We start from the raw sequence: 23,040 nt of genomic DNA, 5'->3' as shown, positions 1-23,040 counted from the left end.
AACACTGGCGGCATGGTCTCGATACTCGCGCAGGAGCAGTCCGGGCAGTACGCCACGCACGACGTAACCAACCAGCCCCCACCGCTGACGCCGTACGACGCGTCGCAGGACACGGCCCTGCTCGAAGGGCTGCGCCGGGAGGGCGCCGGATGGGCCGAGGAGGACATCCGAAGGCTGGGCCTGCGGGCCGGCAGCGCGGAGGCGCAGGAGTGGGGCGAGCAGGCCAACCTGCACGAACCCGAGCTGCGTACGCACGACCGGTACGGCCATCGCGTCGACGAGGTCGACTTCCATCCGAGCTGGCACCACCTGATGCGGGTCGCGGTCGGCGAGGGCCTCGCGGCGGCGCCCTGGGCGGACGAGCGGCCCGGAGCACATGTCGCCCGGACCGCCGGCGGGCTGGTGTGGGGGCACACCGAGGCCGGGCACGGCTGTCCGACGTCGATGACGTACGCCGCCGTGCCCGTGCTGCGCCGCCAGCCCGAGCTCGCGAAGGTGTACGAACCCCTGCTGACCAGCCGGGAGTACGACCCGGGGCTGCGCGTGCCCACCGAGAAGCGGGGTCTGCTCGCGGGCATGGGGATGACCGAGAAGCAGGGCGGCTCGGACGTCCGTACGAACACGACCACGGCCGCGCCGACGGCCGAGCCCGGCGTGTACACGCTGCGCGGGCACAAGTGGTTCACGTCGGCGCCCATGTGCGACGTCTTCCTCGTGCTGGCCCAGGCGCCCGGCGGTCTGTCCTGCTTCCTCGTGCCGCGCGTGCTGCCCGACGGCAGCCGCAACACCTTCCGCATCCAGCGCCTGAAGGACAAGCTGGGCAACCGCTCCAACGCCTCCTCCGAGCCCGAGTTCGACGGCACGGTCGCCTGGCTGGTCGGGCCCGAGGGCCGGGGCGTGAAGACGATCATCGAGATGGTCAACTGCACGCGCCTCGACTGCGTGATGTCGTCGGCGGTCCTGATGCGCAAGACGCTCGTCGAGGCGGGGCACCATGTGCGCCACCGCAGCGCCTTCGGCGCCCGGCTCATCGACCAGCCGCTGATGCGCAACGTGCTCGCCGACCTCGCGCTGGAGTCCGAGGCGGCGACGACGCTCACGCTACGACTGGCCGGGGCCGCGGACCGTGCCGTGCGCGGGGACGACGCGGACGGCACCGAGGCGGCGTTCCGGCGGATCGCCACCGCCGTCGGCAAGTACTGGGTCACCAAGCGGGGCCCGGCCTTCACCGCCGAGGCCCTGGAGTGCCTGGGAGGCAACGGATACGTCGAGGAGTCGGGCATGCCCCGCCACTACCGCGAGGCGCCGCTGCTGTCGATCTGGGAGGGCTCGGGGAACGTCAACGCCCTCGACGTGCTGCGCGCGTTGAGCCGGGAGCCGGAGACCGCCGAGGCGCTGTTCGCCGAACTCGGGACGGCACGCGGGGCGGACACCCGGCTGGACGCCGCCGTCACCCGCCTCAAGACCATGCTCGCCGCCGGTTCGGAGGCCGCCGCCCGACGCCTCGTCGAGCAGATGGCACTGACCCTCCAGGCCTCCCTGCTGGTCCAATACGCCCCCACGGCGGTCGCCGACGCCTTCTGCGCGAGCCGCCTCGGCGGCGACTGGGGCCACGCCTTCGGAACGCTGCCCGATGCCGCCGACATGGACGCGATTCTGGGACGGGCGTTGCCGGGCGGGGTGTGAGGCGGGGAGTGAGGCAGGGCCGGGGACGGGGTGGCACAGGGGTGCGTCGGAGGGGTGCGTCGGCATGACGTACGGCAGCACGCGCGATGCGGCCTCCGGTGGCCGGGCGGCTCCCCGTCACCCCGTGGTGGCCGGGCGGCTCCCCGTCACCTCGTGACAGCCGGGCGGCTCCTCGTCACCCCGTGGTCCGCCCGCCCCACAACGGCCCGAACCGCGCCCACTCGTAGCCCCACCGATCGATGCGCCGGCTCTCCAGCCGGTTGCGGAGTGCCCGGCCCGCGACGAACGGGACGCACGCCGCGCAGACTCCCGCGAGGCCGCCGACGAGGCCGGCCCTGGTGCGCGCCTCGGCGGGGGTGGCGGGCCTGGTCACCAGACGGCCCTGGGGGTCCGTCCAGACGGTGACCGGCGTGCCGACACCGCTGCCGGGGTGGACGCGGGCCTGACCGGCGTGGGCGGAGCCGTCCCGCGCGCTCCAGTGGACCTTCGCCCACACCTGCTCGCCGCTCGACGTGCCGGAGCGCGAGTCGGACCTGCCGGGTGCCTGCTCGCTGAGCAGGGCCACGACGGGCCGCCACTCGACGCGTTCCCTCGCCATCCCTTGCTCCACCGTGCGGGCCGTCGCGAGGCCCGCGAGCACTCCGACGAGGACGGTGAGCACCCAGGCGGCGAGCAGCACCCAGGCATCCACCGCGTCGGCCCGGCGCCGGAGCGGATTGCGCCGCCAACGCCACAGCCACACCTTCGGACCTCGGAACGCCATCGAAGGCTTCCTCCTCATGAGCGCAAGGACATGCCGGACCGACCTCCCTCCCATACGGGAGACGGCGGACGGATGCTCACGGCACCTGCCGGGAGTCGACCGTGGCACGGGTCACCCGGTGCCCGCCGAGGTCTTGGCGAAAGCGCCCCGCGGATCGCGGCCGCGGTCTATCATCGCCGCGCTGACCTGCGACGTCAGCGTTTCCGGGGGTGGCTGTCAGTGGCGGGGTGCAGACTGGCCCGTGTCTGAGACAAAGGCGTCGCGGAGGTGATCGGCATGACCGAGGTATTGCTCGCCGTGGGCACACGCAAAGGCTTGTTCATCGGGCGCAGGCGTGGTGGCACCTGGGAGTTCGACGAGAGTCCCTACTTCAACGCCCAGGCCGTGTACTCGGTCGCCGTCGACACCCGGGGCGAGCGGCCGCGGCTGCTGGCGGGCGGCGACAGCGCGCACTGGGGGCCGTCCGTGTTCCACTCCGACGACCTGGGCCGCACCTGGACCGAACCGGCGCAGCCCGCGGTCAAGTTCCCCAAGGACACCGAGGCTTCGCTGGAGCGGGTGTGGCAGCTGCACCCGGCGGCGGCGGAGCCGGACGTGGTGTACGCGGGCACGGAACCGGCGGCGCTGTACCGCTCGGAGGACCGCGGCGAGACCTTCGACCTGGTCCGGCCCCTGTGGGAGCACCCGACCCGGTCGAAGTGGGTGCCGGGCGGCGGCGGTGAGGGGCTGCACACCGTGGTCACCGACAAGCGGGACCCGAAGGCCGTGACGGTGGCCGTCTCGACCGCCGGGGTGTTCAAGACCACCGACGGCGGCGCGAGCTGGGCGCCGTCCAACTCCGGTGTCTCCGCGGTGTTCCTGCCGGATCCGAATCCGGAGTTCGGCCAGTGCGTGCACAAGGTCGCGCAGGACGCGGCGAGTTCGGACCGGCTGTATCTCCAGAACCACTGGGGTGTGTACCGCAGTGACGACGCGGGCGCCCACTGGACCGACATCGGCGAGGGCCTGCCGTCCACGTTCGGCTTCGCGGCGGCCGCCCACCCGCACCGCGGCGAGACGGCGTACGTCTTCCCGATCAACGCCGACTCCGACCGCGTCCCCGCCGACCGGCGCTGCCGCGTCTTCCGTACGGCGGACGCGGGCCGGAGCTGGGAGCCGCTGTCGGCGGGGCTGCCGCAGGACGACCACTACGGCACGGTGCTGCGCGACGCGATGTGCACGGACGACGCGGACCCGGCGGGCGTGTACTTCGGCAATCGCAACGGCGAGGTGTTCGCGTCGGCCGACGACGGTGACAGCTGGCAGCAGCTGGCGTCGCACCTGCCGGACGTGCTGTGCGTCAGGGCCGCGGTGATCGCGTGAGCCGTCACGGCTTACCGGCCGGCCTTGGCCACTGGTTGATCACCGCTGCCCGTGCGGCAGTAGGGTGACGCCCGTGGCACCACGACCCTTGCATGAAATCGTCGAAGCGGGCTGGGCACAGGCCCTGGAACCCGTTGCCGAACGGATCGCCGCGATGGGCGACTTCCTGCGCGCCGAGATCGCCGCGGGACGCACCTATCTGCCGGCCGGGCCGAACGTCCTGCGGGCCTTCCAGCAGCCCTTCGACGACGTACGGGTCCTGATCGTCGGTCAGGACCCGTATCCGACCCCCGGGCACGCCGTGGGGCTGTCGTTCTCGGTGGCGCCCGAGGTGCGTCCGCTGCCCGGCAGCCTCATCAACATCTACCGGGAGCTGAACACCGACCTCGGGCTGCCGCAGCCGTCCGACGGCGATCTGACGCCCTGGACCCAGCAGGGCGTGCTGCTGCTCAACAGGGCGCTGACGACGGCCCCGCGCAAGCCGGGTGCCCACCGCGGCAAGGGCTGGGAGGAGGTCACCGAGCAGGCCATTCGCGCACTCGCCGCCCGCGGCAAGCCGCTGGTGTCCATCCTCTGGGGCCGCGACGCCCGCAACCTGCGTCCGCTCCTCGGCGATCTGCCGTCGGTGGAGTCCGCGCACCCCTCCCCCATGTCCGCCGACCGCGGCTTCTTCGGCTCCCGTCCATTCAGCCGCGCCAACGACCTGTTGATGAGACAGGGCGGACAGCCGGTGGACTGGCGCCTGCCGTGACCGACGCCGACGGCTTCCTCGCGGTCGACTCCGGCGGGTCCGGGATGCGGGTCGTCGTGGGCACCGTCGACCGCGGGGCCCTGGCCCGGCACGAGTCCCATGAGCCCGTGCGTACCGGGGACCGGGGCATCGACCCCGGGCATTTCCTGGAGCAACTGGTGCCCATGGTGCGGGCGTCGATGGCGCGGAACGGTGTCGGCCGGATCGGTGCGGCGGCGATCGGGGCCGCCGGGCTCGCCAGCCTCGGCGACGGGCTGCGGGCCGAACTGCCGGGCGCGCTGCGGCGGGAGTTCGGCACCGGGCGGGTCGCGCTGGTCGCGGACGCCGTCACCGCGTATGTCGGTGCCCTCGGGGCTCGTGCCGGGGCCGTGGTCGCCGCCGGTACGGGGTTGATCGCGATCGGCACGGACCTGACGCGCTGGCGCCGCGCGGACGGCTGGGGGCATCTGCTGGGCGACTGCGGCGGCGGTGCCTGGATCGGGCGGGCCGGGCTGGAGGCGGCGCTGCGGGCGCACGACGGCCGGTCCGACGGGTCTGCCGCGCTGCTGGCGCGAGCCGAGCAGGTGTTCGGGCCGGTGCGGGAGTTGCCGGGCAGGCTCTACCCGCGTCCGGACCGTCCCGCCGTGCTCGCCTCCTTCGCTCCCGAGGTGGCCGCGTGTGCCCCCGACGACCCGGTGGCCGGGCACATCCTGCGGGCCGCGGCACGGCACATGGCCGACTCCGCGGCGGCCGTCTGCCCCGCCTCCGGAGAGCCCCAGGTGGCGCTCACCGGTGGCCTGTTCAAAATGGGCGACCCGCTCGTCGTGCCGCTGGCACAGGAGTTGGCGAAGCGACTCCCGCACGCACGGCGGGTGCCGGCCGCGGGGGATCCGCTGGACGGGTCGGTGCGTATCGCGACCGATCTCGCGACGGACGCGCTCACTCTGCCGAGCGATGAGGCGATGCTCCGCGTGGTGACCGAAAAGGGGGACTGATCCTCCCGGGCCGTCCCGTTCCACTCTGCACGTCACTCAATCAGACAAAAGCGGACGGATACCGCTCACCTGCACCCTCCCCGAACAGGGGAGCCCAGGAAGCCAGTAACATGCGTCGCCATGAGCTCCCCCACTGGGCCCGCGTCCGGCCTGCCAGTACGAATGCCGCGACCTCGTCAGCCCGGGCGGCACCGCCGACCCGAGCCGTTGGCGGCTCCCGAGGGCGCGCCCGCGCTCGTCCTCGCGGTGCCGGGCACGCCTAGTGCCGCCACCCGCGGCCTCGCCGAGGAGGTCGTGAGCATCGCCCGCTCCGAGCTCCCCGGCCTCGACGCCCGGATCGGGTACGTCGACGGTGACGACGCGGAGTTCCCCACCCTCCAGACGGTGCTGGTGCACACCGCGGAGGAGCGCACCGCCCGCTATGAGCAGGCGCTCGCCGCGGGTGTGGAGGCCAAGGAGCCGGAGGGCCCCGTCGCCGTCGTCGTGCCGCTGCTCGCCGGCCCGGACAACGCGCTGCTGCGTGTCATCCGCCAGGCCGTGATGGACAGCCGTGTCGCGGCCGATCTGACCGATGTGCTGGGCCCGCACCCGCTGCTCGCCGAGGCGCTGCACGTGCGGCTGTCGGAGGCCGGTCTGGCCCGCGCCGACCGTGCCCGGCTGTTCACCGTGGCCACCGCCGCGGACGGCATCATCCTGGCCTCCGTGGGCGGCGAGGAGGCCGTGCAGGCGGCCGGGATCACCGGCATGCTGCTCGCCGCGCGCCTGGCCGTGCCGGTGATGGCGGCGGCCCTGGACCAGGACGGCGCGATCACGGCCGTGGCCGAGCAGCTGCGCTCCTCGGGCTCGCAGCAGCTCGCGCTCGCGCCCTACCTGATAGGGCCGGAGATCGAGCCCAGCCTGATCGCGGAGGCGGCGCAGGAGGCGGGCTGCTCCGCCGCCGAGGCGCTCGGCCCGTACCCGGCGATCGGCAAGCTCGCCCTGTCGAAGTACACGACGGCGCTGGGCATCGCCCCGCAGCAGCCGCAGGGCACGCCGGTCCGCTGACACGCACGTCCGTCGCGCATCGCACAGCTGTGACGCCGTAGGGCCCGCTCCTCACCGGAGCGGGCCCTTCGTCATCCGGTCAGGCGACGGCGGCGGGGTCGGGGCCGATGACCACGCAGGATGCCGCGGGCACCTCGATGGAGCCCTCGTGGCGCGGCAGGCCGGTGTCCGGGTCGACGGCGAACCAGGCCACATCGCCGGAGCGCTCGTTCGCGGCGTACAGCACCCCTCCGGCCTCGGTGAGCGCGCGCGGCCAGTGCCCCGCGCAGGGCACCGTGCCGACCAGGCGCAGTTCCTCGCCCTGGACGGCGAACGTGGACAGCACGTCCTCGCCGCGGGTGGCGGTCCACACGAAGCGGCCGTCGGGCGAGGCGACGATCCCCGAGGGGTAGGCGTCGCCGGCCGGGGCGCCCGGGAGCACGGGCGTCTCCGTCAGCGGCTTCAGCGTGCCGTCGTCGGCGTCCCAGTGGCAGACGGTGACGGTGGGGCTGAGCTCGTTGACCACGTAGGCGTACGCGCGGTGCGGGTGGAAGGCCAGGTGGCGCGGTCCCGAGCCCGGGCGCAGGGCGATCTCCCGGTGCACCTCGAAGGTGCCGTCACTCAGCGTGCACACCCGTACCGAGTCGGTGCCGAGGTCGACGCTGACGGCCCAGCGGCCGCTCGGGTCGGGCTGCACCTGGTGCGCGTGCGGGCCCTGCTGGCGGGGCGTGTACGGCCCCGAGCCGGTGTGCTGGAGGACCACGGGAGGGGCGTCGGAGACGGTGCCGTCGGGGCGCAGGGGGAGCGCGGTGACGCTGCCCGAGCCGTAGTTGGCGGTCAGGACGTGACCGGCGAACAGGCTGAGATGCGTGGGGCCGCCGGCGCCGACCGGGACCGGTGATCCCGCGAGTTCCGGCTTGCCCCTGGTCACGCGGTAGGCGGCGACCGCTCCCTCGGCCGTCTCGCTGACCGCGTACAACGTGTCGCCGCTCGGCGACAAGGCCAGGTACGCGGGGTCGGGCACGTCCCGCACTCCGCTCAGCACGCTCAGCGCGCCGTTGTCCGCGGCCACGGACGCCGTGGTGATGCCGTGGCCTCCGGCCGCCGTGAATGATCCGATGTAGGCCCGTCTCCCCCGCCTGCCGACGTCTGCCAACGCTGTCCCCTTCCGGTCGGATGCCGTCCGGGCTGACGGTAGCAGCGGAACATCATCGGTCTAGACCAAGGTCGCCTGATCGTCGGCGAGTTCGATCGCGTCCAGCGGCGCGTGTGGGGGACGCGCCGCGTGCCCACCCCCGCCGGGTACGCCCGCGGGCCGCTCCCGCGCGGCTCGCGGGCTGGTGGGTCCGATGGCTGCGGAGGTACCCGACGAATGGCCTGATCCACCCTCTGGATGGCCGATGAACATGACTCGCTCGGCGACCTCGGCGGAGACCCGCCGATCTCAAGGAGGTCCGTCGGCCTCTACGAGGCTCCGGCCGAGCGGCTACCGCACCCGCCGGACCCTCAGGCCCCCACCAGCGGCGACCCCGACGGCGTACGCAGCGGCTGCGCGAGTTCCGCGAGGGCGCGCTCCAGGCCGTGCAGATGGGTCAGCGCGGGGTCGAGTGCCGTTTGCTGCGCGGGGACGGCCGTGACGTGCGTGCCGCCGGTCAGGGACTCCACCGCCGCCTCGACGCGCCAGCACGCGGCGGCCAGGCGGGCGTCGTGGGAGGCCTCGGGGTCGGCGGCGACGGCGGCGAGGCCCCGGATCTCCCGGGCGCAGTCGTCGAGGAGGGCCAGGACGCGGCGGGCGCGGCGCTTGCGGGCCGGCATCGGGTTGAGCGGGTGCACGAGCGGTGCGACCGAGAGCCGTACCCGGGCGAGCAGCTGTTCCAGTTCGGCCACGCGCGAGGCGGGGTCGGCGCTCTCGTCGCCGGCCAGGCGCGCGGCGGCCTCGGCGGTGGCCGCGTGGACGCAGCGCAGCGCCCGCTGGATCCAGGTGTCGGTGATGGCGTGGGTGGTGACCGGCAGGACGAACAGCACGGCGAGCACGGCGCCGATCGCGCCGACGCCGGTCTCGGCGAGCCGCAGGGCCAGCAGGGCGGGGTCGAGGACGCCCAGCAGGCCGTAGAGGAGCTCGGCGAGCACCGTGACGCAGAGCATCATCCAGGTGTAGGAGACGGCGGCCGTGTAGAAGATGCCGAAGACGCACAGGGCGAGCAGTACCGCCGTCGGCAGGCCGGCGCCCTCCAGCGGGACGGCGACGAGCAGGCCGAGGCCGATACCGATCACCGTGCCGAGGACCCGGCGGAAGCCGCGGACCAGGGTCTCGCCGCGCGAGGTGGTGTTGACGAAGATCCACCAGGTGGCACCGACGGCCCAGTACCAGCGCTGGCCGGACACCAGCTGCCCCAGGACCAGGGCGAAGCCGGCGCCCGCGGTGGCCTGGATCGCCTGGCGTGTGGTCACCCGGGCCAGCCCGCTGCCGCCCGGGGGCGCCGGGACGGGCGCGGGCGGCATCCGGCGCTCGTAGCACCACAGCCCGAAGCGCACCGCGGACGCGGTGAGCAGGGACAGCAGTACGGCGGCGTACAGCTCGGGCAGCTGTCCCGGGGTCGCGTGCAGGAACTGCGCCACGAAGAAGGTCATGAACGCGAACACGCCGAGGCTGTGCCCGCGCGGCCCCCAGCGGCGGGCATACACCCCGGCGCCGACGACGGCCAGGAAGGTGAGGTCGCGGGCGACCGGCTGGTCGTGCAGCTCGGCCGCCGCCGCGAGGACGGGGAGGCCGACCAGCGGCAGCAGCGCGGTGGTGACCGCCTGCCCGCGGACCGTGGCATCGGTGACGGTGAACAGGGCGAGCAGCGCGGCGAGCCCGCCGGTGACGGCGCCGACGAGGGAGTGACCGGTCAGCGCGCTCACGACGACCGCGAGCCCGATGCCGAGCACGGCCCGCGCGGCGAAGCGCAGCCGCGCCCGCCCCGGGTCCGGCGCCACGAACACCCTCTTCAGCACTCCTACCGTCCCTCCGAATCGGCATGAAAAAGGCGCCGCGGAGGTCCGCAGCGCCATCGACTCCTTCATTGCAGCATCTAGGCGCCACCTGGCTCAAGCGCCTCCTAGAATGGTGGGCCATTGGCACAGACATAGCGGATCCCCTACGTCCATCGGCGAGCCATCGGACCATTGAGGGCGAGGTGCGGACCTCGACGGACGGGAGACCGAGGAGGCAGGCACCATGCCCGTGGACGAGCTCGACACCCGCATCCTGCGGCTCCTGCTGGAGCAGCCCCGCACCAGCGTGCGCGAGTACGCCCGCATCCTCGGCGTCGCGCGCGGCACACTCCAGGCCCGGCTCGACCGGCTGGAGCGGGACGGCGTGATCACCGGCACCGGGCCCACACTGTCGCCCGCCGCCCTCGGCCATCCGGTGCTGGCGTTCGTGCACATCGAGGTCACCCAGGGCCATCTCGACGACGTGGGCGACGCGCTCGCCGCCGTGCCGGAGATCGTCGAGGCCTTCTCGATCACGGGCGGCGGGGATCTGCTGACCCGGGTGGTGGCCCGCGACAACGCCCATCTGGAGGACGTGATCCAGAAGCTGATCAGCCTGCCCGGCGTGGTCCGCACCCGCTCCGAGGTGGCCCTGCGCGAGCGTGTCACGTACCGGCTGCTGCCGCTGGTGGAGTCGATCGGGCGGGCGGCGGCCCGGAAATGACCTTTGACATCCTGGGGCCATGAGCGGACTCGACGGCACCTCGGTCATCTTCGATCTCGACGGAACACTCGTGGACAGCGAGCCCAACTACTTCGAGGCCGGCCGACAGCTCCTCGCCGAGCACGGGATCGCCGACTTCACCTGGGCGGACCACGAGCGCTACGTCGGCATCAGCACGCTCGAGACGGTCACGCTCTGGAAGGACGAGTACGGCCTCGGCGCCTCCGTCGAGAACCTGCTGGCCGCCAAGAACCGCCGCTATCTGGAGCTCGCCCGCACGGCCACGCGCGCGTACCCCGAGATGCGGAAGTTCGTGGAGTTGCTGGCGACCGAGGGCGTCCCGATGGCCGTGGCCTCGGGTTCCTCCCTGGAGGCCATCACGGCGATCCTGTCCGGCACGGGTCTCGACGCCCATCTGCGGACCGTCGTCTCGGCCGACGAGGTCGCCCACGGCAAGCCCGCCCCCGACGTCTTCCTGGAGGCGGCCCGCCGGCTCGGCGCGGCACCGGCCGACTGCGTGGTCGTCGAGGACGCCGCCCCGGGAGCCGCCGCCGCGCACGCGGCCGGCATGCGGTGCATCGCCGTCCCGTACGTGTCCGCCCAGGCGGACGCACCGGAGTTCGCGACGACGGGTCTGCTCTTGCGCGGCGGACAGCGGGAGTTCACCGCGCGAGCGGCGTACGAATGGTTGTGCCGGACGCGGTAAAGCCAGCCCCTGCCCGCAGTGAGGCCCCGGAGGCGGTAAGACCGCTGGCCGCGCAACAAAGCGCCGCTGCGCAGCAATTGGCCGCCACGCACCAAATCGCTCCCGGCCCGTTGACCGTCTCCCGTCCCCTCCCTATCGTCTGGTCGACTGTTCGTACGTCGTTCGCAATACCGAACGCCAGCGCTTCGAGCAAGCCGCCCCCTCATGGAGGAGCACCCATGGCACCGCCCCTCTCCAGACGATCCCTTCTCCAGGCCGCCGCCCTCGCCGTGGCGACCCCCGCGATCAGCTACCCGGCAACCGGCCGCGCGGCGGCGGCCGTTCAGGAGGCGCAGGCCGTGACCGTCACCCCGGCCGCCTGGACCGTACGGCCCTTCGCCCTGGCCGACGTGGCTCTGCGGCCCGGACTCTTCGCCGACAAGCGGCAGTTGATGCTCGACCACGCCCGCGGCTACGACGTCGACCGGCTGCTCCAGGTGTTCCGCGCCAACGCCGGACTCGCCACGGGCGGCGCAGTCGCGCCCGGCGGGTGGGAGGGACTGGACGGTGAGGCGAACGGCAATCTGCGGGGCCACTACACCGGGCACTTCCTGACCATGCTGGCGCAGGCGTATGCCGGCACCGGTGAGCAGGTGTTCGGCGACAGGATCCGCACGATGATCGGGGCGCTGACCGAGGTGCGCGCGGCGCTGCGGAAGGATCCCGCCGTGCTGAGTGTGCGCGGGAGGTTCGGCACCGCCGCCGAGAACGTCCGCGGGTCGTACCAGTACGTGGACCTCCCCGCCGCCGTCCTCGCGGGTGCCTCCGCGATCACCCTGTCCGCCTGGGTGAAACCCACCCACGACGGCAATTGGGCCCGGGTCTTCGACTTCGGGAACGACACCACCCGGTACCTGTACCTCGCCGCCCGCAACGCCGCCGGCGTCCCCCGCTTCGCCATCACGACCTCCGGACCCGGCGGCGAGCAGGGCCTCGACGGCACCGCCGAGCTGCCGCTGGACCGGTGGAGCCACCTCGCCGTCACGATCGCGGGCGGCACCGGAACGCTGTACATCGACGGCACCGCCGTCGCCCGGAACACGGCGATGACCCTCACCCCGGCCGCCCTCGGCACCCTCACCAACAACTGGCTCGGCCGCTCCAACTTCCCGGGCGACCCCGTCTTCGGGGGCGCCTACGACGAGTTCGACGTGTGGTCGCGCGTCCTGAGCGCCGCCGAGATCGGCGAGTTGCAGGGCGGTGGCGCGGCGGGGACGTCGGCCGGGCGCGGCGACCTGGCGTCGTACGCCTTCGACGAGACCTCCGGCGGGGCCTTCGCCGACGCCTCCGGCCGCGGACTCACGGCCACCCTGCGCCGCACCTGGGGCGGGCCCAGTCATCCCGGGTTCCTGGCGGCGTACCCGGAGACACAGTTCATCGATCTGGAATCGAGGACCACCAGCGACTACACGAAGGTCTGGGCGCCGTACTACACCGCGCACAAGATCCTCCGAGGCGTGCTGGACGCCTACCTCGCCACCGGCGACGAGCGTGCCCTCGACCTCGCGTCCGGCATGTGCGACTGGATGTACGCACGGCTGTCCAAGCTGCCCGGGGCCACCCTGCAACGCATGTGGGGGCTGTTCTCCAGCGGCGAGTTCGGCGGCATCGTCGAGGCGATCTGCGAGCTGCACACCATCACCGGAAAGGCCGAACACCTGGCACTGGCCCGGCTGTTCGACCTCGACCGGCTGATCGACAACTGCGCCGCCGACACCGACGTCCTCGACGGGCTGCACGCCAACCAGCACATACCGATCTTCACCGGGTATCTGCGGCTGTACGACGCGACGGGGGAGGCCCGCTATCTCGACGCCGCCCGGAACTTCTGGGACATGGTCGTGCCGCACCGGATGTACGGCATCGGGGGCACCAGCACCGCCGAGTTCTGGAAGGCGCGGGACGTGATCGCGGGCACGATCGGCGACACCACCGCGGAGACGTGCTGCGCCTACAACATGCTGAAACTGAGCCGGACGCTGTTCTTCCACGACCAGCGTCCGCAGTACATGGACTACTACGAGCGGGCCCTCTACAACCAGGTCCTCGGCTCCAAGCAGGACCGGGCGGACGCCGAGAAGCCGCTGGTCACGTACTTCATCGGGCTGACGCCGGGGCATGTGCGGGACTACACGCCGAAGCAGGGGACGACCTGCTGCGAGGGAACGGGCATGGAGAGCGCCACCAAGTACCAGGACTCGGTGTACTTCGCGGCCGCCGACGGCAGCGCGCTGTTCGTCAACCTGTACAGCGCGTCCCAAGTGACATGGACAGAAAAGGGCGTGACGATCATTCAGACCACCGACTTCCCGCGAGAACAGGGCACCACGCTCACCGTCGGCGGCGCCGGCGGGGCCTTCGACCTGCGGCTCCGGGTGCCGTCGTGGGCGACCGCCGGGTTCCGGGTGACGGTCAACGGCCGGGCGGTGAGCGGTACTCCGACGCCGGGCGGCTACTTCTCCGTGTCGCGGACCTGGCGGAGCGGGGACATCGTGCGGATCTCCATGCCGTTCCGGCTCCGCGTGGAGAAGGCGATCGACGATCCCACCCTTCAGACCCTCTTCCATGGCCCGGTCAATCTGGTCGGCCGCAACTCCTCCACGACCTACCTGCGGTTGGGCCTGTACCGCAACGCCGGCCTCTCCGGCGACCTGCTGCCCTCGCTGACCCCGGTGACCGGCAAGCCGCTCCACCACACCCTCGACGGCACGGAGTTCGCCCCGTTCTTCGAAGGCACCGAGGACCCGACGCACGTCTACTTCCGGCGCTCCGAACCCCGGGTGATCCTCGGCAACTCCGACTCCGGCGTGGCCAACCCCGCGAAGCCCGACGGCACCACGCTGCTGGACGAGATCTGGGCCGGGGCACCCTTCGGCGGCAAGGCGGCGCTGGTCACGCGGGTGCGGTCCACGGTGAACGCGTGGGTGACCGCCGGCCTCCTCGGCCGGGCCGACGGGCGGACGATCGTGCGCACGGCGGAACGGGCGACATACGCCCCCTGAGCCGCCGACCGGTTCCCGCGCCGTGCGCCCGGCGTCCGGCGCGGGGATCCTGGAGTGAGCGACGGACCACTTGGCACGACTTCCCCCGGCTGCTCGACATGGTGTCCGTCGCCGGGCCGATGCCGATGCACGTCACCTACGCCTTCGGCGCACACCCGGCCGGCACGCCGGCCCGTATCCGCGTCCGGGGCGGCCCCGGCGGCCTCGCCCGGCCCGCGGAACCGCTCCTGGCCCGCCAGGTCCGCGCCGGCATCGGCAAGGACCTGGGCGACCTGGAGCGCGTGCTCACATCACCCAGGGAGTGAGGGGAGTGTCATGGCGTACGACGAGGGGCTCGCCCAGCGGATCAGGGAGCGGCTCGGCGCCGATGCGGGGGTCGGCGAGAAGCGGATGTTCGGCGGCCTCGCCTTTCTCGTGCACGGAAACATGGCCGTCGGTGTCAGCGGTGACGACCTCATGGTCCGGGTCGGCCCGGAGAACGCGGATGCGGCCCTGGCCAGGCCGGGCGCCCGGGTCTTCGACATGACCGGACGCCCGATGAAGGGCTGGATCCTGGTCGCCGGGGACGCGCTCGCGGACGACGACGTGCTCGGGGCCTGGATCGACGAAGGACATGCCTTCGCCGCCGCCCTGCCCCCCAAGTGAGTCCGCTACGACCTGCGGCGAGGCTTTCCGCGCCGCGCGCCCTTGGCTCCCTTGGCGCCGGCGGTCCCCCCGCGCTGGGTTCCGGACTGGCGGCGTGCGCCGGAGTCCGGGCGCTTACGCTTGGGCTGTTCCGCCGTCGCCGGCGGCTGGGACGTCGTACGGCCGCGGGAGCTGTTGACCGTGCGGCCCCGGACGACACCGATGAAGTCCTCCACCAGGTCCGTCGTCGCGTCCTCGGGCCAGGACAGGGCGATGCCCGACTGGGGGACGTCCACGAGGGTCCGGTAGGTGAGGTCCTTGCGGTGGTGGAGGCGGGCCAGCGACTGGGGTACGACGAGCAGGCCGACGTTCGCCGCGACGAGCTCGACGGCGTCCGCGGTGGTCGCGGGGCGCTCGAAGCCGGGCTCCCCCGGCGGCCGCTCCCAATCGAGGACGTCGTCGAGGGGGTGGAAGACGACCTCGTCGGCCAGGTCCTCGGCGGTGACCTCCTCGACGGCGGCGATGACGTGGTCCTTCGGGACCACGACGACCGTGGTCTCGGTGTAGAGAGGGATCGCGCTGAAGTACGTACGGTCGACCGGGAGCCGTACGAAACCGGCGTCGGCGCCGCCGTCCCGGAGCAGGTCGGGCGCCTCGGCGGCGGTCACCGCGTGCAGGGTCAGAGGGATGTCGGGGAAGCGCTCGTTCCAGATCCGCACCCATTTCGCGGGGGTCACTCCGGGGACGTAGGCGAGCCGGAACGACGGCGCCGCTTCCGGGGCGGGCGGGGGTACTTCCGAGCCTGTCACCTGGCCAGGTTACCGGCCGTGGTCGGCGGCCGTTCACCCGGTCGATACCCTGGGGACCATGACGTCGCACCAAAGCACCCAGACGATGAAGCCCGCCACCGCGGCGAAGAAGCTGGGTGTGTACCTCGAAGCCACCCCCGCCGAGTTCCGGGAGGGGGTCGTCACGCGAGCCGAGCTCAACGCGCTCCAGGCCGAGCCGCCGCAGTGGCTGAGCGACCTGCGACGCGACGGCCCGCACCCCCGTCCGGTCGTGGCGCAGAAGCTCGGCGTCTCCATCGCGGGCCTGTCCCGCGGCGGTGTCACCGAGCCCCTGACCACCGAGCAGATCGAACAGCTCAAGGACGAGCAGCCCGAGTGGCTGGTCAAGGAGCGCGCCACTCAGGCCGAGGTCCGCAAGGAGACGGCCCGGATCAAGAAGCGCAACGCCGAGCGCGAGGCCCAGCAGTCCTGACCCGTCCTCGGGCCGCCCCGGCATGTCAGTCCGTGTCGTCCTCTGCCGGGATCGCCTCCAGGAAGGTGGCCGAGGGGACGAAGAAGAGGGTTCCGGTCACGGCCTGGGAGTAGTCGAGGATCGGGTCGGGGCCGGACTCGGGACCGCCGAGGAACATGTTCCGCAGCATGGCCTCCGGGATCTCGGGCGTGCGGGCGTAGGCGATGAAGTACGTGCCGAACTCGCCGTGGCCGGGCCTGCCGAAGGGCATGGCGCCGCGCAGTACCTCCAGTTCCTCGCCGTCCGGGCCGGTGACCGTGTTCACGTCGATGTGGGAGCCGGGCACATCGAGCTCGATGTTGGTCAGCTTGGAGCGGCCGATCACCTTCTCCTGGGCCTCGACGGCCAGCGCCTCCCAGGCGTCGACGTCGTGCACGTACTTCTGGACGAGCGCGTAGCTGCCGGCCTGGAACGCGGGCTCCTCGTCGCCGGTGATCGCCACCTCGGCCGCGGCCGGGCCCACCGGGTTCTCCGTGCCGTCGACGAAGCCGAGGAGGTTGCGCGAGTCGAAGTAGGCGAAGGCCTGGACCTCGTCCTGGACGGTGACCGCGCCGCGCAGCCGCTTCATGATCTCGGCGGACAGCGCGAAGCAGAGATCCGGACGCGCGGCACGGATGTGGAACAGCAGATCACCGGGGGTGGCCACGGCCCGATGCCGGGGCCCCGCCAACTCCTGGAAGGGCCGCAGCCGCCCGGGGCGGGGGCCCTCGAACAGGCGGTCCCAGGCCGCGGATCCCACACCGGCCACGCAGCACAGCCCTCCGTCCGGACTGGGGAAGCCGACGGCTCGCACCAGCCCCGCGAGCCCGGCCAGCAGATCGCGGACCGCGGGCTCGCCCCCGGGCTCGATCGTGACCACCAGGAACACCGCGACGGGCGCCTGCGGACTCAGCACCGGCTGTGGCAGCGCACCGGCCGAGCGTATGGACGACGGCATGGTTCCCCTCTCACCCTCGGACCCCGCCACCTAACGATGCCCGGCCGAACCGGGAACGATACCCGGCGAATTCGCGCACTTCTGGCGCGTATGCGAGGTGAGTTCGGCCGGTTCCGCCGCAAAAACCCGCATGCGAACGCTCGTACGAGTCTGGGATCATTCCGGTATGGTCCACCGTCTCGAACCCCTGGTCGTCCGGCACACCCGCCGCCTCCCCCGCCCCACCGGCCCCGCCGGTCAGGGGGACGTCGCGGCGCGGCAGTTCGATGCCGCGCTGATGTCCGTGGGCTTCAAGCTCTCGGCCGACCTGCTGGAGCGGCTGTCGGACCTGTCCGAGGGCACCGTCGTCGACACGGCGGTGCGGACGCTGGGCACGGTCCGCGAACTGGTCGGCGACCATGTGGAGCACAACGTCTACTTCGTCGACTTCCCGGCCAACGTGCCGGACACCTACGACTTCTGGATGCACTGCATCGCCGGGGCGCTCTCCGACGACGAGGCGCGAGCCGGCGTGCTGGACCAGCTCGGCAAGGGCGTCGTCGATCTGCTGACCCTGCCGTCGTACGGGCGCTACCAGCACACGTACGCGGAGATGCTCGGCCACCACGGCGAGCTGATCGCCGCGGCCGGCGACCGTATGACGGTGCTGCACCTCGGCGCTGACGCGGAGACCGAAGTCACCGAGCTGTACCTGGCGTTGGCCGGCAGCAGCACACCGCTCGGCGACGACGCCCTGAGGGACCTCGAAGTGCTCGCCGGGGCCTGCGTGGACGGGCCGCAGCCCGAGGAGATCCCCGTCCGGGAGAACCTGGCCGTGCTCAACCGGGCCCGGCTGCGGGCCGGTTCGCCGCCGCTGCTGGACACCGTCACCGATGTGCTGCGGCTGGCCTGCGCGTTGTCGGACGGGGATGTGACCCTGCTGGAGCCGACCAGGTTCCGGGGGCTGTCCCGGCCGCTGCGCCGGGCCCTGCTGGCCGGACTGGACTCGGTGGTCGCCGCCGCGCCCGCGAAGCTCGCGGACGTCCACGCCCATCGCGAGCAGTTCAAGCGCCTGGGCGAGCGACTGCATCCCCATGAGCATCCGCAGTGGCCGCACGCCGCTGACGTGTTCGCCGTCGCGCGTGGCGAGAAGGAGGCGCGGTCGTTCGACAGCCGGGTGGAGGAGCTGCTCGGCAGGCACGACGTCACCGGCGCGGCGAAGCTGCTGAAGTCCGCGCCCGGGAAGCTGTTCCGCTCCCTGGACCGGCTGCTGCGCATGGCCCTCGACCAGGAGGAGCGGGACGCGGTCCGGGCCGCCGCCGAGGAGGTCGTGGCCGATGTCTCCGGCCGGGTCCTGCTGTCGGTCCGCGAGCACCTCGCCAACCGCGCGCGGGACACGGGCGAGACCCGGGTGTTCGTGAACCGGCTCGGCCGGGCCTGGGTCACCGAGGACGAGCGTCCGCCCGTGTTCCCGCCCGAGCGGGAGCGTCTGATCGCCGTACTCGACGCCGAGCTGCGACGCCGGCTGCCGGCCCCGGGCCATCTGCTCATCGACCCGGACGTCCTGGATGTCGCGCTGCCGCTCAGCGGCCGGGCGACCGCCGCCGGGCTCGGCATGCTGCCGCGCGGCTCGGTGTCGCCCGTGGAAGGTGAGCTGCTGCGCTTCTTCACGTACTGGAAGCAGGCCGACCACCGCACCGACTACGACCTGTCGGCGCTGATGCTGGACGCCGAGTACGGCACGGTCTGCTGGCTGGCCTACACGAATCTCAAGGAACTGGAGGGCGAGCACTCCGGCGACATCACCGAAGCGCCCGACGGTGCCTCGGAGTTCATCGATCTGCGGCTCGGGGCCGTGCGGGGCACGTTCATCGTCCCGCAGGTCAACATCTTCGCCGGCGAGGGGTTCGACGAGGTCGAGGAGTCGTTCTTCGGGTTCATGCTGCGTGACGCGGAGCAGCGGGGCCGTCCGTTCGAGGCGCGTACCGTGCGCATGAAGTCCGACCTGCGGGGGCCCGGCCGGGTCGCGCTGCCGCTGGCGTTCCGGCGCGACACCGACGGCCGGTGGCATGCCAAGTGGCTGCACCTGTATCTGAAGGGGAGCCCGGCGGCCAACCAGGTCGAAGGGAACCGGGTGACGGTGGCGACACTGCTGCGCGGCATCATGGAGCGCGAGCAGCTGACGGTGCGCTACCTCACGGGCCTGATGGACGCCACGACGACGACCCTGTGGGACGGCGGGACGGTGCCGGAGGGTCCGGTCACCTACATCGGTCTTCAGCGGCCCGACGGGCTGCACCCCGGGTCGCGGATCGTGGTGCCCGAAAATCTGCGCGACCTGATCCCCGAGTGACTGTTAGAGTCGGGCTGTGGCGAGGCCATGAAGGGGCTTCCTTCTCAACTCTCTCTTCTGCCAGTCCTTTCGCTTTCCTCGCCACCCAAAGCTTCCCGTCGGCTCAGCTGTCGTAGTCGACCGTCAGCGTCTCGGACACGGGATACGACTGACAGGTCAGCACATACCCGGCGGACACCTCGGCCGACTCCAGCGCGAAATTGCGCCGCATGTCCGCCTTGCCGTCGGTGACGAGGGCCCGGCAGGTGCCGCAGACACCGCCCTTGCAGGCGAACGGCAGGTCGGGGCGGGTGCGCTGGGCGCCGTCGAGAATGCTCCGGTCCCTCGGCAGGGCCGCGGTGGTGGAGCGGCCGTCCAGGGTGATGGTGACCTCGCTGACCGGCCCCTGCGGGCCGGCCTCCTCGTGACGGGTCTCCCGCACCGGCTCGTCGTCGGCGAAGAACAGCTCCTGGTGCACCCGCTCGTCCGGCACCCCGAGACCGGCCAGCACTCCCTGCGCGTCCCGGACCATGCCGTGCGGACCGCACAGCCACCAGTGGTCGGCGGTGGTGACGTCGACCAGCGCGTCGACGAGCGCCGCGAGCCGTTCGGCGTCGATCCGGCCGGAGAGCACCTCGGCCTCGCGGGGTTCCCGGGAGAGCACGTGGGCGAGCTGGAACCGGGCCGGGTACAGGTCCTTCAGGTCCGCGAGGTCGTCGGCGAACATCACGGTGTCGGTGCGGCGGTTGCCGTAGAAGAGGGTGACCGTCGAGCGGGAGTCCGCGGCCAGGACGGACTCGGCGATGGACATCATCGGCGTGATGCCGGAGCCCGCCGCGATCAGTACATGATGGCCGGGCGTGGCGAGGTCCGGGGTGAAGGCGCCGGTCGGGGCCATGACCTCCACCGTGTCGCCGGGGCGTACGTCGTTGACGAGCCAGGACGAGAAGAGGCCGCCCGGCACGACGCGCACGCCGATACGCGGGCTCGTACCCACCGGGGAGCAGATCGAGTACGACCGCCGCTCGTCCCGGCCCTCGATCTCGCGCCGCAGGGTCAGCGACTGACCGGGCGCGAAGGCGAACTCCTCCGCCAGTTCCGCCGGGATGTCGAAGCCGACGGCGACGGCGTCCGCGCACAGCGGCTCGATGGTGGCGACACGCAGGGCGTGGAAGGCCGGACGGCGGCGGACGCGCGGGCTTACCGTGGCGGCCGTCTGTGCTTCCCTGAGGCCTTCCATTCAGATCTCCTTGACGTACTCGAACGGCTCGCGGCAGGCCCGGCAGCGCCACAGCGCCTTGCAGGACGTGGCCGCGAAGCGGGAGGTCTCCTCGGTGTCCGCCGAGCCGCAGCGCGGGCAGGCCACCGCGGGCCGGGTGGGCGACAGCACCAGCGGGACGGGGCCGGCGACGCGCGGTGCGGGGCCGGGCGGGGCGATGCCGTGCTCGGCGAGCTTGCGGCGGCCGGCCGGGGTGATCCAGTCGCTGGTCCACGGCGGGTCGAGCACCGTACGGATCTCCACGCGCGGGTACCCGGCGTCACGCAGCCGCGCCGCCACGTCCGCCCGCATCTCCGCAAGCGCCGGACAGCCCGAGTACGTCGGCGTCAGTGCGGCGACCACGGTGCCGTCGTCGGTCAGCTCGACGCCGCGCAGGACGCCCAGGTCGGCCAGGGTGAGCATGGGCAGCTCGGGGTCCGGCACCTGTTCGGCGATGTGCCGGGCGTACCGGGCGTCGAGCAGGGTGGTCACCATGTCGCCTCCGGGTGGGCGCGCGCCACGCCCTGCAACTCGGCCAGCAGCGGCACGAGATGCTCGGTGTGCTCGCGGTCGCGGCCGGATCCGGGCAGCGGCCGGTACACCGGCATGGGCAGTCCGGCTGCCGCGGTGACCTGGCGGATGACCGCGACCACCTCGTCGCGTACGTCGAACGCCGTGAACAACTCGCCGAGGTAGGGGGCCACTTGTTCCTGGGCCCGGCGCATCCGGCGATGCGACTCATCCGTGCCGTCGCCCAGGCGTACGGCCCACTCCGCGGCGTACTGCCGGTGGTAGGCGAGCTCCTTGACGCCCTTGGCGGCGATCGCCGCGAGCACGGGGTCCGGGTGCGACGCCAGCCGTTCGAAGTGCGCGAGGCGCCAGCTGGAGAGCACCAGCAGCCGCACGATGGAGAACGCGAAGTCGCCGCAGGGCAGTTCGGCCAGACGTACGTTGCGGAAGTCGCCGGCGTCGCGGAAGTAGGCGTAGGCGTCCTCGTCGCGGCCGGTGCCGTCGACCTGGCCGGCGCGGGAGTAGAGCAGCCGCGCCTGGCCGAGGAGGTCGAGGCCGATGTTGGCCAGCGCCACCTCCTCCTCCAGCTCGGGGGCGCGGGTGATCCACTCGGCGAGGCGCTGGGCCGAAATGAGCGCGTCGTCGGCCAACGCGACGCAGAGGGCGGCCAGTTCAGCGGGGTCGACGCCCTCGGGCAGGGTGGTGTCGACGCCGTGCAGCGGGTCCTCGAAGCCGGTGCCGTAGGCCCAGCGGGTGTCGTCCTCGTGTCCCTCGGCGAGGGTCATGTAGACGTGGTCGTCGCTCATGCCCTCTCCTTCAGATGTGCGGGACGTCGTCGGGGATGTCGTAGAACGTCGGGTGGCGGTACACCTTGTCCGCGCTCGGCGCGAAGAACGGGTCCTTCTCGTCGCGGGTGGAGGCGGCGATGTGCTCGGAGCGCACGACCCAGATCGACACGCCCTCGTTGCGGCGCGTGTACACGTCGCGCGCGTGGGTGAGGGCCATACGGTCGTCGGCGGCGTGCAGCGAGCCCACATGGACGTGGTTCAGGCCGCGCTTGCCGCGCACGAACACCTCGTACAGGGGCCAGTCGGTGTTGCTCATGCCGCCGTTTCCTTCCGGGCCTGCTTGGCCGCGTGGGCGGTGGCCGCCTCGCGTACCCAGCCGCCTTCCTCGTGGGCGCTTCTGCGCCGCTCCATGCGCTGGGCGTTGCACGGCCCGTCGCCCTTGATGACCCGCATGAGCTCGTCCCAGTCGGGGGTGCCGAAGTCGTGGTGGCCGCGCTCGGCGTTCCAGCGCAGCTCGGGGTCGGGCAGGGTGACGCCGAGCTTCTCGGCCTGCGGGACGGTCATGTCGACGAAGCGCCGGCGCAGTTCGTCGTTGCTGTGCCGCTTGATCTTCCAGGCCATCGACTGCGCGGAGTTGGGCGAGGAGTCGTCGGGCGGGCCGAACATCATCAGGGACGGCCACCACCAGCGGTTCACGGAGTCCTGCACCATCTCCCGCTGGGCGTCGGTGCCGCGCATCATCGTCATCAGCAGTTCATAGCCCTGCCGCTGGTGGAACGACTCCTCCTTGCAGATCCGCACCATCGCGCGCGCGTACGGCCCGTAGGAGCTGCGGCACAGCGGCACCTGGTTGCAGATCGCCGCGCCGTCCACGAACCAGCCGATCACGCCGACGTCGGCGAAGCTCATGGTCGGGTAGTTGAAGATCGACGAGTACTTCTGCCGGCCCTCGATCAGCCGCTCGGTCAGGTCGGCACGGTCCGCGCCGAGGGTCTCCGCCGCCGAGTACAGGTAGAGCCCGTGCCCGGCCTCGTCCTGGACCTTGGCGAAGAGGATCGCCTTGCGGCGCAGGGACGGCGCCTTGGTGATCCACTCACCCTCCGGCTGCATCCCGATGATCTCCGAGTGGGCGTGCTGCGCGATCTGCCTGATCAGCGTCTTGCGGTAGCCCTCCGGCATCCAGTCGCGCGGCTCGATCCGCTGGTCGCGCGCGATCGTCGCGTCGAAGTGCTGGTGGAGCGGCTCCTCGGGGGGCGCCTCGGCGGAGTGTGCAGTCGTCATCGAATCCCGCTTCCCAACCGACCATT

The 23,040-nt window shown here is 72.4% G+C and carries 22 protein-coding genes; 12 read left to right on the top strand and 10 right to left on the bottom strand.

Going from position 1 to position 23,040, the window contains the following annotated elements:
* Positions 1-12: 12 nt before the first annotated feature.
* A complete protein-coding gene (locus ACIQWG_RS01980; RefSeq protein WP_404089203.1) occupies positions 13-1,686 on the top strand; it encodes an acyl-CoA dehydrogenase family protein in 1,674 nt (557 codons plus the stop codon).
* 175 nt (positions 1,687-1,861) lie between these two features.
* Here ACIQWG_RS01980 and ACIQWG_RS01975 read toward each other — a convergent pair whose 3' ends face one another.
* Positions 1,862-2,449, bottom strand: a complete 588-nt coding sequence (locus ACIQWG_RS01975; RefSeq protein ID WP_404089201.1) for a hypothetical protein — start codon at positions 2,447-2,449, stop codon at positions 1,862-1,864.
* Between the two features lie 276 nt (positions 2,450-2,725).
* Here ACIQWG_RS01975 and ACIQWG_RS01970 point away from each other — a divergent pair, with 276 nt between their 5' ends.
* The 4 genes from ACIQWG_RS01970 to ACIQWG_RS01955 all read left to right on the top strand — a co-directional run bounded on the left by ACIQWG_RS01970 (position 2,726) and on the right by ACIQWG_RS01955 (position 6,580).
* Positions 2,726-3,811, top strand: coding sequence for a WD40/YVTN/BNR-like repeat-containing protein (locus ACIQWG_RS01970; RefSeq protein WP_404089199.1), 1,086 nt, complete (start codon positions 2,726-2,728; stop codon positions 3,809-3,811).
* A gap of 73 nt (positions 3,812-3,884) precedes the next feature.
* Positions 3,885-4,562 carry a uracil-DNA glycosylase gene (locus ACIQWG_RS01965; RefSeq protein WP_404089198.1) on the top strand — a complete coding sequence of 226 codons (678 nt, stop codon included), beginning with the start codon at positions 3,885-3,887 and terminating at the stop codon, positions 4,560-4,562.
* Positions 4,559-5,536 carry an N-acetylglucosamine kinase gene (locus ACIQWG_RS01960; RefSeq protein WP_404089196.1) on the top strand — a complete coding sequence of 326 codons (978 nt, stop codon included), beginning with the start codon at positions 4,559-4,561 and terminating at the stop codon, positions 5,534-5,536. Before ACIQWG_RS01965 ends, ACIQWG_RS01960 begins: the two co-directional genes overlap by 4 nt.
* Before the next feature lie 120 nt (positions 5,537-5,656).
* Positions 5,657-6,580, top strand: a complete 924-nt coding sequence (locus tag ACIQWG_RS01955) for a sirohydrochlorin chelatase (protein WP_404089195.1) — start codon at positions 5,657-5,659, stop codon at positions 6,578-6,580.
* 79 nt (positions 6,581-6,659) lie between these two features.
* Here ACIQWG_RS01955 and ACIQWG_RS01950 read toward each other — a convergent pair whose 3' ends face one another.
* Together ACIQWG_RS01950 and ACIQWG_RS01945 are read right to left on the bottom strand one after the other, a co-directional pair.
* Positions 6,660-7,715 (bottom strand): lactonase family protein, encoded by a 1,056-nt coding sequence (locus tag ACIQWG_RS01950; RefSeq protein ID WP_404089193.1) that lies wholly within the window; start codon positions 7,713-7,715, stop codon positions 6,660-6,662.
* Between the two features lie 350 nt (positions 7,716-8,065).
* The gene (locus ACIQWG_RS01945) at positions 8,066-9,556 is read right to left on the bottom strand and encodes an FUSC family protein (protein WP_404089191.1); all 1,491 of its coding nucleotides are present in this window, start codon (positions 9,554-9,556) and stop codon (positions 8,066-8,068) included.
* Between the two features lie 223 nt (positions 9,557-9,779).
* Between ACIQWG_RS01945 and ACIQWG_RS01940 the strand changes: the two genes are divergently transcribed.
* The 5 genes from ACIQWG_RS01940 to ACIQWG_RS01920 all read left to right on the top strand — a co-directional run bounded on the left by ACIQWG_RS01940 (position 9,780) and on the right by ACIQWG_RS01920 (position 14,651).
* The gene (locus ACIQWG_RS01940) at positions 9,780-10,259 is read left to right on the top strand and encodes an Lrp/AsnC family transcriptional regulator (protein WP_404089189.1); all 480 of its coding nucleotides are present in this window, start codon (positions 9,780-9,782) and stop codon (positions 10,257-10,259) included.
* Between the two features lie 19 nt (positions 10,260-10,278).
* Positions 10,279-10,965 carry an HAD family hydrolase gene (locus ACIQWG_RS01935; protein WP_404089188.1) on the top strand — a complete coding sequence of 229 codons (687 nt, stop codon included), beginning with the start codon at positions 10,279-10,281 and terminating at the stop codon, positions 10,963-10,965.
* Between the two features lie 218 nt (positions 10,966-11,183).
* Positions 11,184-14,006 carry a beta-L-arabinofuranosidase domain-containing protein gene (locus tag ACIQWG_RS01930; protein ID WP_404089186.1) on the top strand — a complete coding sequence of 941 codons (2,823 nt, stop codon included), beginning with the start codon at positions 11,184-11,186 and terminating at the stop codon, positions 14,004-14,006.
* Positions 14,007-14,104: 98 nt separating this feature from the next.
* Positions 14,105-14,311, top strand: coding sequence for a hypothetical protein (locus tag ACIQWG_RS01925; RefSeq protein WP_404089184.1), 207 nt, complete (start codon positions 14,105-14,107; stop codon positions 14,309-14,311).
* A gap of 10 nt (positions 14,312-14,321) precedes the next feature.
* Positions 14,322-14,651 carry a TfoX/Sxy family protein gene (locus ACIQWG_RS01920; protein ID WP_404089183.1) on the top strand — a complete coding sequence of 110 codons (330 nt, stop codon included), beginning with the start codon at positions 14,322-14,324 and terminating at the stop codon, positions 14,649-14,651.
* Between the two features lie 5 nt (positions 14,652-14,656).
* Here ACIQWG_RS01920 and ACIQWG_RS01915 read toward each other — a convergent pair whose 3' ends face one another.
* A complete protein-coding gene (locus tag ACIQWG_RS01915) occupies positions 14,657-15,439 on the bottom strand; it encodes a LysR family substrate-binding domain-containing protein (RefSeq protein ID WP_404089181.1) in 783 nt (260 codons plus the stop codon).
* Between the two features lie 58 nt (positions 15,440-15,497).
* Here ACIQWG_RS01915 and ACIQWG_RS01910 point away from each other — a divergent pair, with 58 nt between their 5' ends.
* Positions 15,498-15,890 (top strand): DUF5997 family protein, encoded by a 393-nt coding sequence (locus ACIQWG_RS01910; protein ID WP_404089179.1) that lies wholly within the window; start codon positions 15,498-15,500, stop codon positions 15,888-15,890.
* Positions 15,891-15,915: 25 nt separating this feature from the next.
* On the opposite strand, the gene ACIQWG_RS01905 is transcribed toward ACIQWG_RS01910, so the two are convergent.
* On the bottom strand, positions 15,916-16,866 hold the full coding sequence (locus tag ACIQWG_RS01905) for a Dyp-type peroxidase (protein WP_404089178.1): 951 nt from the start codon (positions 16,864-16,866) through the stop codon (positions 15,916-15,918).
* 166 nt (positions 16,867-17,032) lie between these two features.
* Here ACIQWG_RS01905 and ACIQWG_RS01900 point away from each other — a divergent pair, with 166 nt between their 5' ends.
* Positions 17,033-19,198: a hypothetical protein gene (locus ACIQWG_RS01900; protein WP_404089176.1), complete on the top strand. Its 2,166-nt coding sequence runs from the start codon at positions 17,033-17,035 to the stop codon at positions 19,196-19,198.
* Positions 19,199-19,301: 103 nt separating this feature from the next.
* On the opposite strand, the gene paaE is transcribed toward ACIQWG_RS01900, so the two are convergent.
* Genes paaE through paaA form a run of 5 tightly spaced genes read right to left on the bottom strand, consistent with a single transcriptional unit; the run spans position 19,302 to position 23,014 of the window.
* The gene (gene paaE, locus ACIQWG_RS01895; protein ID WP_404089175.1) at positions 19,302-20,417 is read right to left on the bottom strand and encodes a 1,2-phenylacetyl-CoA epoxidase subunit PaaE; all 1,116 of its coding nucleotides are present in this window, start codon (positions 20,415-20,417) and stop codon (positions 19,302-19,304) included.
* On the bottom strand, positions 20,418-20,930 hold the full coding sequence (paaD, locus tag ACIQWG_RS01890) for a 1,2-phenylacetyl-CoA epoxidase subunit PaaD (RefSeq protein WP_404089173.1): 513 nt from the start codon (positions 20,928-20,930) through the stop codon (positions 20,418-20,420).
* Positions 20,924-21,751 (bottom strand): 1,2-phenylacetyl-CoA epoxidase subunit PaaC, encoded by an 828-nt coding sequence (gene paaC / locus ACIQWG_RS01885; RefSeq protein WP_404089171.1) that lies wholly within the window; start codon positions 21,749-21,751, stop codon positions 20,924-20,926. The genes paaD and paaC overlap by 7 nt, the downstream gene beginning before the upstream one ends.
* Positions 21,752-21,761: 10 nt before the next feature.
* A complete protein-coding gene (gene paaB / locus ACIQWG_RS01880; RefSeq protein ID WP_404089169.1) occupies positions 21,762-22,049 on the bottom strand; it encodes a 1,2-phenylacetyl-CoA epoxidase subunit PaaB in 288 nt (95 codons plus the stop codon).
* On the bottom strand, positions 22,046-23,014 hold the full coding sequence (gene paaA, locus ACIQWG_RS01875) for a 1,2-phenylacetyl-CoA epoxidase subunit PaaA (RefSeq protein ID WP_404089167.1): 969 nt from the start codon (positions 23,012-23,014) through the stop codon (positions 22,046-22,048). The genes paaB and paaA overlap by 4 nt, the downstream gene beginning before the upstream one ends.
* Between the last annotated feature and the right edge of the window lie 26 nt (positions 23,015-23,040).

It is taken from the genome of Streptomyces sp. NPDC098781 (assembly GCF_044759995.1).
Lineage (GTDB): Bacteria > Actinomycetota > Actinomycetes > Streptomycetales > Streptomycetaceae > Streptomyces.
Note: the sequence above shows the minus strand (reverse complement) of the source record. Positions and strands in the feature narration are given on the sequence as shown.